Annotated in this window: 10 protein-coding genes; 5 read left to right on the top strand and 5 right to left on the bottom strand. The window is 68.9% G+C overall.

Features of this window, described 5'->3' with window-relative positions:
- Positions 1-2: 2 nt before the first annotated feature.
- From AB4850_RS06180 to AB4850_RS06170, 3 genes are read right to left on the bottom strand one after another with little or no spacing between them, the layout of a single operon-like run.
- A complete protein-coding gene (locus tag AB4850_RS06180) occupies positions 3-1,208 on the bottom strand; it encodes an FAD-dependent monooxygenase (RefSeq protein ID WP_414441724.1) in 1,206 nt (401 codons plus the stop codon).
- 50 nt (positions 1,209-1,258) lie between these two features.
- Positions 1,259-2,224, bottom strand: a complete 966-nt coding sequence (locus AB4850_RS06175; protein ID WP_414441723.1) for a PDR/VanB family oxidoreductase — start codon at positions 2,222-2,224, stop codon at positions 1,259-1,261.
- Positions 2,211-3,269 (bottom strand): Rieske 2Fe-2S domain-containing protein, encoded by a 1,059-nt coding sequence (locus AB4850_RS06170; protein ID WP_414441722.1) that lies wholly within the window; start codon positions 3,267-3,269, stop codon positions 2,211-2,213. The genes AB4850_RS06175 and AB4850_RS06170 overlap by 14 nt, the downstream gene beginning before the upstream one ends.
- 197 nt (positions 3,270-3,466) lie before the next feature.
- Between AB4850_RS06170 and AB4850_RS06165 the strand changes: the two genes are divergently transcribed.
- The gene (locus tag AB4850_RS06165) at positions 3,467-4,300 is read left to right on the top strand and encodes an AraC family transcriptional regulator (RefSeq protein ID WP_414441721.1); all 834 of its coding nucleotides are present in this window, start codon (positions 3,467-3,469) and stop codon (positions 4,298-4,300) included.
- Here AB4850_RS06165 and AB4850_RS06160 read toward each other — a convergent pair whose 3' ends face one another.
- Positions 4,301-4,924: a DUF4865 family protein gene (locus AB4850_RS06160; protein ID WP_414441720.1), complete on the bottom strand. Its 624-nt coding sequence runs from the start codon at positions 4,922-4,924 to the stop codon at positions 4,301-4,303.
- A 61-nt stretch (positions 4,925-4,985) separates the two neighbouring features.
- Positions 4,986-6,110, bottom strand: a complete 1,125-nt coding sequence (locus tag AB4850_RS06155) for a rhodanese-like domain-containing protein (RefSeq protein ID WP_414441719.1) — start codon at positions 6,108-6,110, stop codon at positions 4,986-4,988.
- 267 nt (positions 6,111-6,377) lie between these two features.
- On the opposite strand from AB4850_RS06155, the gene AB4850_RS06150 reads away from it, so the two are divergent.
- Genes AB4850_RS06150 through AB4850_RS06135 form a run of 4 tightly spaced genes read left to right on the top strand, consistent with a single transcriptional unit; the run spans position 6,378 to position 12,529 of the window.
- Complete coding sequence (locus AB4850_RS06150) at positions 6,378-7,571, top strand: LLM class flavin-dependent oxidoreductase (protein WP_414441718.1); 1,194 nt, start codon at positions 6,378-6,380, stop codon at positions 7,569-7,571.
- A gap of 48 nt (positions 7,572-7,619) precedes the next feature.
- Complete coding sequence (locus AB4850_RS06145) at positions 7,620-9,260, top strand: ABC transporter substrate-binding protein (RefSeq protein ID WP_414441717.1); 1,641 nt, start codon at positions 7,620-7,622, stop codon at positions 9,258-9,260.
- 51 nt (positions 9,261-9,311) lie between these two features.
- A complete protein-coding gene (locus AB4850_RS06140) occupies positions 9,312-10,943 on the top strand; it encodes an ABC transporter substrate-binding protein (RefSeq protein WP_414441716.1) in 1,632 nt (543 codons plus the stop codon).
- A gap of 32 nt (positions 10,944-10,975) precedes the next feature.
- Positions 10,976-12,529 (top strand): amidase, encoded by a 1,554-nt coding sequence (locus AB4850_RS06135; protein ID WP_414441715.1) that lies wholly within the window; start codon positions 10,976-10,978, stop codon positions 12,527-12,529.
- The last annotated feature ends 69 nt before the right edge of the window (positions 12,530-12,598 follow it).

Here is a 12,598-nt window from a genome sequence, read left to right as displayed (position 1 = left end):
CGTCACGCGGGCTGATGAAAGCGCTCGATACAGCGCACCGCATCGTATTCGTAGACCCATTCGGCCTTGATGCCGACCGCGTTCGGGTTCTTCTCCTGCTCCAGGCGCATCGCCTCGTCGCGGCGCGCCTGTTCCTCGGGCGAGGCCAGGTGATAGGTGCGGCCGCGCTCGCGCGCCTCCAGTTGCACGCGCGCGGTGCGCGGCCGGCGCTCGCGCTCGTAGGCGTCGAGCGCATCGTCGAGCCGCTCGAAATGCGTCAGCGCCTGCGCCAGCACGTAGGCATCCTCGATCGCCATCGCCGCGCCCTGCGACAGGAACGGCAGCATCGGATGCGCGGCGTCGCCGAGCAGCGTCGCGCCGCCCTTCGACCATTGCGGCATCGGATCGCGATCGAACAGCCCCCACTTGAACGTGGTGCTGCTGTCGGTCAGCTTGAACAGCTCGACCAGATCGGGGTGCCAGCCTTCGTAGGCGGCCAGCAGTTCCTCGCGCGAACTCGGCTCGGTCCACGATTCCGCCACCCAGTCGGCGCTCTCGTTGACGGCCACGATGTTGACGGCCTTGCCGCCCTTCACGTAATAGGTCACCACGTGCGCCTTCGGCCCCATCCAGAACGACGCGTCGGGGCTGACGAACGGCAGCGGGTGCGACTCCACCGGCACCAGCGCGCGCCAGCACATATGGCCCGTGAAGCTGGCCGGCGCTTCGCCCCACAGCGAGGCGCGCACCGCCGAGTGGATGCCGTCCGCGCCCACGATCAGGTCGGCCGTGAAGCGGCTGCCGTCGGCGAAATGCGCGGTGGCCTGCTCGCCGTCGAGCGTGACGCGCTCGCACTGCGCGTTGAACGTGACGTTCTCGGGCTTGATGTCGCGCGACAGGATCGCGTGCAGATCGGCGCGATGCACATGATAGAAATCCGCGCCGAACAGCCGTTGGCAGATCGCCTTGAGCGGCGTGCGGAACAACTGGCGCGCGCTGTCCCAGTTGCGGCCCATCATCGCCTCGGGCAGGAAACCCACCGCCTCCAGGCTGTCCGCCAGGCCCAGCGCATGCAGCACCTTGACCGCGTTCGGCGTCATCTGCACGCCCGCGCCGATCTCGCCAAACGCCGGCGCGCGCTCGAACACATGGGCCTCGATGCCCGCCTTCTGGAGCGCCAGCGCAAGCGCCACACCGCCGATGCCACCGCCTACGATTCCGATTTTCATGAGGATTCCTTTGAGTTTTGATCAGTATTCGAGTGCCGTTCCCGGCGGCGCTACAGATCCAGCACCAGCGATGTGCCCGCGCCGCGCGAGCAGCAGATCATCATGCTGCGGTTGGCACGCCGCTGTTCGGGCGTCAGGACCGAATCGCGATGCGTGATCTCACCGGCCAGCACGTTCACCTCGCACGCGCCGCACACGCCCTCCTCGCACGAATACGATGCGTCCACGCCCGCTTCGAGGCAGGCCTGCAGCAGCGTCTGCCCGGCGTCCACCGTCAGCGTTTTTCCCGAGCGCACGAGGCGCACCTGGAACGTATCGGCCGGCAGCAGCGCCGCCGCATCGGCGCCGAAGCGCTCGCGGTGCGCCATGCCGTCCGGCCGGTTCTCGCAGGCCGCATCGAACGCGGCCAGCATCGCTTCGGGGCCGCAGCAATACAGTTGCGCATCCATCGGCACGTCGCGAATCACGTCGCCGATGCGCGGCGAGCGGCCACCCTGCCGCGTTTCCGCGTGATGCAGATGCACGCCGGGCGCATCGCGCAATTCGTCGAGAAACAGCGTGCGGGCGCGGCTCGCGCTCCAGTAATGCAGTTCCACCGCCGCGCCGTCCTGCTTCAAGCGCCGGTACATCGACACGATCGGCGTGATGCCGATGCCGCCCGCGAACAGCACGTAGCGGCGCGCCCCGGCCGCCAGGCCGAAGTGATTGCGCGGCAACGACAGCCGGTAATGCCGCCCGACCACGCTGTCGTAATGCAGCGCGCGCGAGCCGCCGCGGCCGTCCTCGGCCACCTGCACCGCGATCGTGTAGCTGCCCGGCGCGGCCGGCGGCCAGAGCAGCGAATACTGGCGGCGATGCTCGCCGCAGGCCTGCACATCCACGTGCGCGCCCGGCTCGAAGGCCGGCAGCGCAGCGCCGTCCGGCGCGTCGAAGCGATACAGGTTGATGCCCTGCGCGCCGTAGGCGACCGCGCCGAGCCGCAGTTCCAGTTCGCCGGGGGCTTCAGATGACGCCATACGAAATGCCCTTGTTGCGAAGCCACATGCGGTAGCGCTGGCCCATCAGGTCGGTGCGGTGATGCAGCTCGTAGCGCAGCTCGGTGGGAATCCGCTCGGGCCGCTGCGTCTCGACGATGTCCTTGTCCTGGTTGAAGATCACGTCGGCGCGCTCGCGCACCGCCTGCGGATCGGGCGACGGCTGCACGTTGAGCGCCGCGCACACGCGCACGATGCAATGCTTGTCGTCCACCATCTGCACCGTGAAGAACGTGCCGAACAGATCGGAGTGCTCGGTAACGGGCTTGCCGCTCGCATCCGATTGCTGGGTGCGCTTGCGGAAGTAGGCCACCAGCGGCGCGAACGTGTGATACGTGTAGAACGCGATCAGCGGGCGGCCGGTGGCGTCGCCCACCGGCTGGAACACGCGCACTTCCGACGATTTGAGGATGCCGCCCGTTTCTTCCACCGTGTACGGTTCGAGGCGGTCCGCGTCGTCCTTCACGCCGTTCAGGCCGGCGTGCACGAACGGGAAATGCGAGGCGTCGATGAAATTCTCGATCGCGCGGTAGCCGTTGGCGTTGTATACGTACGGGCCGCTGTGCACCTTCATGAACGCGGCATCGTTCCAGTCGGGGAAATCGGGAATGTCCGCCTGCGGCTCGCCCAGGCACACCCACACGAAGCCGAAGCGCTCCTGCGCCGCGTACGGGAACGCCACGGCCTTCTTCATCGGCTTCTCGTCGGGCGCGGCCGGCATTCTGGTGCACTTGCCGGTGCAGTCGTATTCCCAGCCGTGATACGGGCACACCACGTGGTCATTGGCGATCCAGCCCTTCGAGAGCCGTGCGCCGCGATGGATGCAGAGGTCTTCCCACACGTGGATCTCGCCCGATTCGCTGCGCCACACGATCAGGTCGCGCTCCAGCAGGCGGGCCGGGTAGATCGTGCCGGGCTGGAAGTCGTCGGCGTAGCCCACCACGTGCCAGTCGTTGAGCAGGACCGGGTCCTGGCATCCGTCGGCGGCGGTGATCGGGATGGTTTTGATTTCGGCTGGCGCGTTCATGGTGGCCTTCTCGCTCCGGGTGATGTGTTGGAGCCAGTATCGAGGGCCAATTTGCGTCTGTCGTTTTAACAAACCGCCAATCGATCTTCATAACCCGCCATTTCGCGCGGCGGGCCGCCGGTATTTTTTTTCGCGTTGACAGCCGGGTTTTCGTGCGGATAAATCGGTGATTGATCCGCTTTTCGACCGGCCGCGCCATGTCCTATACGAAGACCCTGCACGGCTCCTACTCGCAATTCGACCCCGATGTCGAGCCCGGATCGGCGATGGCACTGCGCATCGACCTGTCCACCGTGGAAGACGAACAGCCCGTGCACCAGCATCGCAAGGCGCAACTGGTGATCTCGCTGCGCGGCAGCGTGACGTGCCGCGTGGCCGATGCGCTGCTGATGGTGTTGCCCGAATCGGGCGTGTGGATTCCGGGCAACCTGCCGCACAGCAACAAGGCCAGCCTCGACGCGCAGATCATCTTCCTGTTCGTCGACCAGGATGCGATGTCGCTCCCTTCGCATTCCTGCATATTGTCGATCACGCCGCTGGTGCGCGAGATGGTGATCCACCTGGCCGATCAGGGCGACCGGTTTCCCGACGACGAGGCCTACGCGCAGTTCTGCGCGGTGCTGCTCGGCCAGCTTTCACGTGCGAGCGTCGAGCAGCTTTCGCTGCCGCTGACGGTGCACCCGAAGCTGCGCCCGGTGTGCAACGCGTTGATCGACCAGCCGGGGGATCGCCGCTCGCGCGCCGATTGGGCACGCGAGGTAGCCATGAGCGAGCGCACGTTCGACCGGCTCGTCATGAAGGAAACCGGCCTGAGCTTCGGCCGGTGGCGGCAGCAATTGCAATTGATCGTCGCGTTGCGCGACCTGTCGGCGGGCATCAGCGTGCAGCGCGTGGCGCTGACGCTCGGCTACGAATCCACCACGGCCTTCATCATCATGTTCAAGAAGGCGTTCGGCGTGCCGCCCGGCCGCTATATCGTCGATCACCGGCCGCAGTTCAAGCCGGCCCTGGCGGCGCCGGCCACGGCCTAGCTACGCTGTGCGAAGCGCCTTGTCGGCGGCCGGTTTGGAAGCCGATTCGGCGGCCCCCGCCACGCCGCGCCACCCCGGCGCGGCCAGATACGCGATCTCGTAGCCGATGCCCGCCTCCGGCGTGCGCAGCGGCGCGGCGCTGATCTCCAGACGCAACAGCTTCCACGCGCTCACGTCGAGGCCGACGATCGCCGCGATGGTGTCCTTGCGCGTGACGGCTGCCTCGGCGCGGGCCGTTTCGGCGCGCCGCAGGCCGATCAGGTCGGTCTCCTCGTCGAGTTCGAACTCGTGCTTGTAGATCGACAGCGCCGCGCGCGACGCGTCGTTCACCTGTACGGCGATCGGCAGCCAGGTGCGGATCTCGGGCCGCCCGAACGATTCGAGCACGGGCCGGAAGCGCGGCCCGGTCACGAAATCGGCCGCCGCATTTTCACTGAGCCACAGGTAGATCGACGTGTATGCATGATGCGGCGCGCCGTGCACGCCGCGCTCGCGCAGCGCGAACGCCTTGAACGCCAGCCCCTGCGCATCGTCCCAGGCCGCGCCGCGCACGCGGCCGCGCGCGCGGATCTGGTCGATGTCATAGTCGAACGGCAGGCGGTGCTCGTATTGCTTGATCAGCATGATCCGGTTCCTTTCTTCGGCGGAGGTCGAACGGTCACGGTAGCAAGCGAGCGCAGGCGGCTCAATTCACGCTTGCATATTTCTGCGATGACGATTCGCGATCGTGCGCGGCCAGCACCGCCACCTCCCAACCGCGCTGCCGCAGCCAATATGCAGTGGTGCGGGCGCGCGTGCCGTCGTCGTCGGTCAGCACCACGCGCGCGCCGCGCGTGGCCAGCGTGCGATACGTAATGCCGAGCAATTGGCCGCCCGGCGCGGAGATCGCATCGGGTGCATGGCCCGCGTCGTATTCGTCGCGCGAGCGCACGTCGAGCAGGTAGGTGGTGCGCCCGGCCTCGGCGCGCCACGCCGCCAGCCCGGCCGCATCGATCTCGGCCACCGGCACGCGCTCGCCCAGTTGCGCGACGCGGTCCGTTGCGTACGCAACCGCTTCCTCGCTGGCGCGACTGCGGCTCGCATCCGTGCCCTGCTCCAGCGCGAACGATGCGCGCGTCCAGCCGACCGTGCCATCCTCCAGCAGCGCAACGCGGTTCGGCACGCCCGCATCGATCAAGGTTTGCGCGCCGATGATCGCGCGCGGCAGGCCGGCGCACGACACCACCACGAACGCATCCGGGTCGGGCACCGCATCGCGGAAGCGCTGCAGGATTTCCTCGCCCGGCGCGTTGAGGGCACCCGGCACGTGCGCGTCGGCGAACTCGGCCGGCGTACGCGTGTCGATCACCACCACGTTGCCGCCCGCCTCGCGCAGCGCGTGCAGTTTCGCGGCGTCGATCGACGGCGTGGCGCGCAGGTCGCGAATGCTGCCCGCGAAGATGTTGCCGGGGATGTCGAACGTCGGCTGGCCGAGCGCATCGCCCGCAGCCCAGGCCCGCGTGCCGCCCGCCAGCACGTACAGGTCGGTGTAGCCGAGCGCGGCGAGCCGCTCGGCCGCCTGCGCCGCTTCGCCATCTACGCTGTCGCCGCCGTCCACCAATACCACGCGCACCGAGCGGCGCGGCACGTAGTTGGCCACCTCGTCGGCCAGCCGTGCGAGCGGCAGGTTGGTCGCGTAGAGCGGTGCGCCGTTGCCGAACGCGGCGGCATCGCGCACGTCGAGCACGGCGAGTTCGTGATCGGCCGGGCCGAGGCCCGACTGGGTCAGCCAGGTGTGCAGCGTGGCGCGCTGGATGGGGCGAATGCTCAAGATCGTCTCCGCTTCGATATCGGTAAAGGGGCGCACAGATATACGGTCGAACCGGCCGCGCGACAACCAACAAAAGCCGATTAGGAATCGCGAAAAATCGAGCATGCGCGAATCGAATCGCAATGATGGGTTTCGCATATCACCGCGCGATCCGCCCGCGCATCAACGCCGGAAAATCGCCAACCCTTAGCAGTTTTCGTTCTTTGCGAAGCGAGACGGGGGCGTGATTTACTTTGCATCTCGAAATAATCAAGAACGCCGACTGCAATGATCGCCGCCCCGCCCACCGCCACCACCCGCCCCTACGCCGCCACGCCGTTCGTGCCGGTGCGCTCGCCGGTGGACGATCCGGCCAGCCCGGTGGCGCGCGTGCTGACGCAGCCGCTGGCGCTGGGGCTGTTCGTGCCGATCCAGGCAGGCGGCTGGAGCGCCTCGACGCTGCCGCGCAGCACCGACTGGAGCTTCGACTACAACGCCGCGCTGGTGCGGCGCGCCGAGGCATTCGGCTTCGATCTGGCGTTCGCGCTGTCGCAATGGCTGCCGAAAGGCGGCTATGGCGGCGTGTTCACCGGCGACGCGCTCGATTCGTTCATGTCGCTGGCCGCGATGACGGCGATCACCGAGCGCATCGTGCTGGTGGCCACCAGCCACGTGCTGTACGGCCCATGGCATCCGCTGCACTTCGCGAAGTTCAACGCCACGCTCGACCATATCTCGGGCGGACGCTGGGGCATCAACGTGGTCACCGGCCACCGCGCGGTGGAACACGAGATGTTCGGCTGGCCGCGCATCGAGCACGACCATCGCTATGCGCTGGCCGCCGAGTTCCTCGACGCCGTGCAGCAACTGTGGGCGCAGGACGAGAACTTCTCGTACACGCCGGAACTGTCGACCTGGCGGCTCGGCGAGGCGTTCGTCACACCCAAGCCGCGCCACGGCCGCCCGCTGCTGGTGAACGCCACCGGCTCGGATGCGGGCATCGCGTTCGCCGCGCGCTATTCCGACTACATCTTCATCACCAGCCCGGCCGGCTCCGAGATCGAGACGGCGATCGCCACGCTGCCCGCGCACACCGCGCGCGTCAAGCAGGCGGGCCGCCAGCACGGCCGCACGGTGCGCACGCTGCTCAATCCGATGGTGATCTGCCGCGACACGGCCGCCGAGGCGCGCGAATACCGCGACGCGATCGTTGCGCACGCAACCCAGGGCAGCTTCGACGGCTACCACAGCGACGCCCACGCCTGGCGCAACCAGGCCGGGCGCGGCGACCTTGCGCGCCGCGCGGTGGGCGGCAACGTGACGATCGTCGGCTCGCCCGACGAGGTGACCGACGCGATCGTGCGGCTGCATCGCGCCGGCGTGGACGGCGTGCAACTGAGCTTCTACGACTTCGCACCCGATCTCGAACAGTTCGGCACGCAAGTCGTGCCGCGCCTGCGCGCAGCCGGCCTGCGCCACTGAACACCCACGCGCTGCCCGACGCCCCCTTCTCATCGCTACGGATTCCTCATGATCGTCCCGCATCTTTCACTGCGGCTCGCCCGCGCCGTGCGCCGCCTCGCGCCGCGGTTCGACGCGCGCTATCTCGGCGTGCTGGCGCTGGCCGCCGCCTGCGCCGCGCTCGAACCGGTGGCGGCCGGCGCGTTCGACGATCATCGCGGCGGCACGCTGACGATGGTGGTCACACCCGAGCCGACCACGCTCGTCAACCTTGCCACCACCTCCACCAACGTCATGCAGGTCAGCCCGAAGGTGACCGAGGGGCTGCTCGACTACGACCTCGATCTCACGCCGCGCGCCGCGCTCGCCACGCATTGGGAGATCGCCCGCGACGGCCTGACCTACACGTTCGGCCTGCGCCACGGCGTGCGCTGGCACGACGGCCAGCCGTTCACCTCGGCGGACGTCGGCTGGTCGCTCGCCACGCTGCGCGCGCTGCATCCGCGTGCGCGCTCCACCTTCGCCAACGTCGCCGCGATCGATACGCCCGATCCGTACACGGTGGTGCTGCACCTGTCGAAACCCGCGCCGTATTTGATCCACGCGTTCTCGGCGTCCGAGACGCCGATCGTGCCGAAGCACGTGTACGACGGCGCCGACCCGCTGCACGCGGCCGCCAACAACGCGCCGATCGGCACCGGCCCGTTCCGCTTCGTCAAATGGGTGCGCGGCAACTACATCGAGTTCGCCCGCAACGACGACTACTGGGACAAGGGCAAGCCGTATCTCGACCGCCTGATCGTGCGCGTGATTCCCGACGCGCAATCGCGCGCGATCGCGCTGGAGGACGGCTCGGTCGATATCGGCGGCGAAACGCCGGTGCCGCTGGCCGAGCTGAACCGCCTGGCCGGCAACCCGAAGCTCGCGCTCGAAACCCGTGGCTATGGCTTCGAAAGCGGCGTGGTGCGCGTGGAGTTCAATCTCGACAATCCCTACCTCAAGCATCCCGAAGTGAGGCAGGCGATCGCCTCGGCGGTCGATCGCGAGGTGATCCGGCGCGTGATCTACGACGGCTATGCGCGCGCGCTGGCCTCGCCGATCATCGGCGGGCCGTATGCGGACCCGTCGCCCAGCCCCTACCCGTACGACCTGGCGCGCGCCAACGCGCTGCTCGACGCGGCCGGCTTCCCGCGCGGCGCGGACGGCACGCGCTTCGCGCTCGCCATCGATCCGTTCCCCGGCAACGACGCCTACGCACGCATCGGCGCCTACCTGCGATCACAACTGGCGCGCCTCGGCATCGCGCTGACGGTGCGCAACCAGGATCTGTCGGCCTACCTGAAGCGGATCTACACCGATCGCACGTTCGACCTGAGCGTGCACGGCATGAGCAACCTGTTCGATCCGTCGGTGGGCGTGGCGCGCCTTTATACCAGCGAGAACTTCCGCCCCGGCGTGCCGTTCACCAACGGCTCGCACTATCGCAACCCCGAGGTGGACCGGCTGTTCGCGCAGGCCGCCGTCGAAACCGACGAGGCGCGCCGAAAGCAGGCATTCATCGAGATCCAGCGCATCGTCGAGCGCGACCTGCCCGACCTGACGCTGCTCTCGCCGCAATACGTGACCGTCTACAACCGCGCCGTGCACGACCACACCGTGTCGCCGGACGGCACCGCCGGCAATTTCGCCGCCGCGTGGCTGCAACGCTGACCGGCGCGCCCCGAACCCACCTCATCACGACCCACGCTGCGAACCTGACCGATGACCTTCGACCGACGACATTTCCTGACCTCCTCGCTCGCCCTGCTCTCCGGGGCCGGCACGCTGGCCGCCGGCCTCGCGCCCGAGCACGCGCACGCCGCGCCTGCCCCCGGCGCGGCCGACGCCGGCACCCCGGTGCGCGGCGGCACGCTGACCTACATCGTGCCGGAGGACATCACGCAGGCCGTGTCGTTCCTCGACACCAACACGCGCAACCGCAACCTCAGCGCGAAGGTGACCGAGGGTTTGCTGCGCTACGACACGCATTTCGAGCCGCAACCGCTGCTGGCCACCGCCTGGTCGATCAGCGCCGATGGCCTGCGCTACACGTTCAAGCTGCGCCCCAACGTCAAATGGCACGACGGCAAGCCGTTCACCTCGGCCGACGTTAAATTCTCGTTGCTCGCGCAACAAAAGTCGGGGCCGCGCGGGCGCATCAGCCTGGCCAACGTCGAGCGCATCGACACGCCCGACGCGCTGACCGCCGTGATCGTCCTGAGCCGCCCCGCGCCGTACCTGATCAAGGCGTTCTCGTCGGCCGAGCTGCCGATCGTGCCGAGCCACCGCTACGGCGACGGCGATCCGCTCACCAGCCCCAACGCATCCGCGCCGGTCGGCACCGGCCCGTTCATCTTCGAGAAATGGGTGCGCGGCAGCTACGTCAGCCTGCGCCGCAACCCCGACTACTGGCGGCCCGGCGCGCCGCTGCTCGACCGCGTGGTGTTCAAGGTGGCCGGCAGCCCGGCCGCGCTGTCGGCCGCGCTCGAGGCGGGCGACGCCGACGTGGCCAACAACGTGCCGCTGGCCGATATCGAGCGGCTCGCGAAGAACCCCGTGCTGCATGTCGACAACACCTACGACGCCTACCTCAACAACGGCCAGTTCTTCGAGTTCAACACCGAGCATCCGGCGCTGGCCAAGCCCGAGGTGCGCCATGCGATCGCGCAGGCGCTGGACCGCAACTTCATCCGCGACAACGTCTATTACCGCCACGCCGCGCTGATCGATTCGCCGGTGCCGCGCGTGCTGCAGGCCTATTACGACGACAGCACGTTCCGCTACCCGTTCGATCCGGCCGCCGCCAACGCCGCGCTCGACGCGGCCGGCTACCCGCGCGGCGCGGACGGCACGCGCTTCGCGCTGCGCCTGACCTACCTGACCGGCAACGACATGCGCACCACCGCGCTCTACACGCGCGGCGCGCTGGCCAAGATCGGTATCAAGGTGACGGTGCTCGACGGCGACCTGCCGACGTTCCTGAAGCGCGTGTACACCGCGCGCGAATTCGACATCAACCTGAACGGCCTGGGCCGCCTGTACGACCCGAGCGTGGGCGTGCAGCGCTTCTACTGGGGCGACGGCGTGCGGCATCCGCTGGTGTGGATCAACGCCGCGCATTACCGGAACCCGGACGTGGACCGCCTGTTCACGTCGGCCGCCACCGAAACCGACGAGGGCCGCCGCGCCGGCCTCTTCAAGGAAGCGCAGCGGATCGTCGGGCGCGACCTGCCGGTGTATCCGATCGTCAGCATTCCTTCGATCCAGATCCATCACAAGCGCGTGCGCAACCTCAACAACAGCATCGACCTGACCGCCGGCGATTTTTCCGACACCTGGCTCGCGCAGGCCTGAGCGGCCACGCGTCGCATTCCCGAGGAACCGAGATGAGCACCGAGACAACTGACCTTCCCGCCGCCTCCGAAACGGCGGCAAACGGATCCGAAACCGAAACCACCGCTGCCACGCTGATCTTCGCCAGCGCGGCCGAGCAGGCGCGCGCGCTGGCCGAGGGGCGCGTCAGCGCCGTGGCGCTGCTCGAACAGGCGCTGGCGCGCATCGACCGCCACGACGCCGCGCTCAACGCGATCGCGATCCGCGACGACGTGCGCGCCCGCCGCGAGGCCCGCGCCGCCGACACGGCGCTCGCGCGCGGCGAACGCCGCCCGCTGCTCGGCGTGCCGATCACCGTCAAGGAATCGTTCGACGTGGCCGGGCTGGTCACCAGCATGGGCGCGCCGGCCTACGCGGCAAACCGCGTCGAGCGCGATTCGCATGCCGTGGCCGCGCTGCGCGAGGCCGGCGCGATCGTGATCGGCAAGTCGAACGTGCCACTCAACAACTCCGATCTGCAGAGCTACAACGCCGTCTACGGCCTGACCGGCAACCCGTGGGACCTGGCGCGCACGCCGGGCGGCTCCTCGGGCGGCTCGGCCGCGGCCGTGGCGGCCGGCTACGTGGCGCTGGAGATCGGCTCCGACATCGGCGGATCGATCCGGATTCCTGCGCATTTCACCGGCATCTTCGGCCACAAGCCGAGCTACGGCATCGTCTCGATGCACGGCACCGGCGTGCCGACCGGGCGCATCGTCGATCGCGACCTGTCGGTGGCCGGGCCGCTGGCGCGCAGTGCCGGCGATCTCGAACTGGCGCTCGACGTGCTCATCAACCGCGAGCCGCTGGCCGCCAAGGGCTGGCGCCTGACGCTGCCGCCCGCGCGCGCCGCCACGCTCGACGCGTTCCGCGTGCTGGTGCTCGATGCCTGGCCCGGCGTCGAACCGAGCCTGTCGGAGCGCGAGGTGATCGCACGCGTGCTGGCGAGGCTGCGCGAGCACGGCACGGCGGTGACGTTCGCCACCGATCTGCCCGAAGGCGTGCTGCCCGATCTGGCCGCCTCGCATCCGCTGTTCCGTACCTTGTCGGGGGCCTCGCTGGCCGAGCCGCCGCCGTTGAGCGCGGGCCAGCAGGCGCGGCTCGCCCGGCTCGCGCCCGACGACACCAGCGCCGACGCCGCGCGGCTGCGCGCGCCCACGCTCGCGCATCGCGACTGGATTCGCGCCGACGAGCGCCGCCACGCGCTGCGCCATCACTGGGAGCGGCTGTTCCGCGATTACGACGTGGTGCTGACGCCCGTTGCGCCCACGCCCGCGTTCCATCACAACCGCAACGAGCCGAAGGACGAGCGCACCTACCCGGTCGCCTATGCCGACGGCGTGCGCGAGGTGCCGTTCTTCGAGCTGTTCTACTGGGCGGGGCTGCCGGTGCTGCCGGGGCTGCCCGCCACCAGCTTCCCGGTGGGGTTCGACGCCGACGGGCTGCCGATCAGCGCGCAGGTGGTGGGCGCGTATCTGGAGGACCGCACCACCATCGCGTTCGCACGCGCCTACGAGGCGCGCTACGGCGGCTTCGTCGCGCCGCCCGATTTCGTGCCGTCGGCCTGAGGCATCAAGCAAGCGCGCGGAACTGGAGAAACCGCCGCGATAGCAGCATCCGCGCCGAGGGCGATCGAT

Origin of the sequence: Burkholderia sp. 22PA0106, assembly GCF_047497155.1 — a bacterium.
Classification (GTDB): Bacteria; Pseudomonadota; Gammaproteobacteria; order Burkholderiales; family Burkholderiaceae; genus Burkholderia.
The sequence above is the reverse complement of the archived record's forward strand: the minus strand, read 5'-3'. Positions and strand labels throughout refer to the sequence as shown.

Bases quoted from the DNA above. Each gene is read 5' to 3' on its own strand.
- AB4850_RS06180 (WP_414441724.1), bottom strand. From the start codon at position 1,208: ATGAAAATCGGAATCGTAGGCGGTGGCATCGGCGGTGTGGCGCTTGCG.
- AB4850_RS06175 (WP_414441723.1), bottom strand. From the start codon at position 2,224: ATGGCGTCATCTGAAGCCCCCGGCGAACTGGAACTGCGGCTCGGCGCG.
- AB4850_RS06170 (WP_414441722.1), bottom strand. From the start codon at position 3,269: ATGAACGCGCCAGCCGAAATCAAAACCATCCCGATCACCGCCGCCGAC.
- AB4850_RS06165 (WP_414441721.1), top strand. From the start codon at position 3,467: ATGTCCTATACGAAGACCCTGCACGGCTCCTACTCGCAATTCGACCCC.
- AB4850_RS06160 (WP_414441720.1), bottom strand. From the start codon at position 4,924: ATGCTGATCAAGCAATACGAGCACCGCCTGCCGTTCGACTATGACATC.
- AB4850_RS06150 (WP_414441718.1), top strand. From the start codon at position 6,378: ATGATCGCCGCCCCGCCCACCGCCACCACCCGCCCCTACGCCGCCACG.
- AB4850_RS06145 (WP_414441717.1), top strand. From the start codon at position 7,620: ATGATCGTCCCGCATCTTTCACTGCGGCTCGCCCGCGCCGTGCGCCGC.
- AB4850_RS06140 (WP_414441716.1), top strand. From the start codon at position 9,312: ATGACCTTCGACCGACGACATTTCCTGACCTCCTCGCTCGCCCTGCTC.
- AB4850_RS06135 (WP_414441715.1), top strand. From the start codon at position 10,976: ATGAGCACCGAGACAACTGACCTTCCCGCCGCCTCCGAAACGGCGGCA.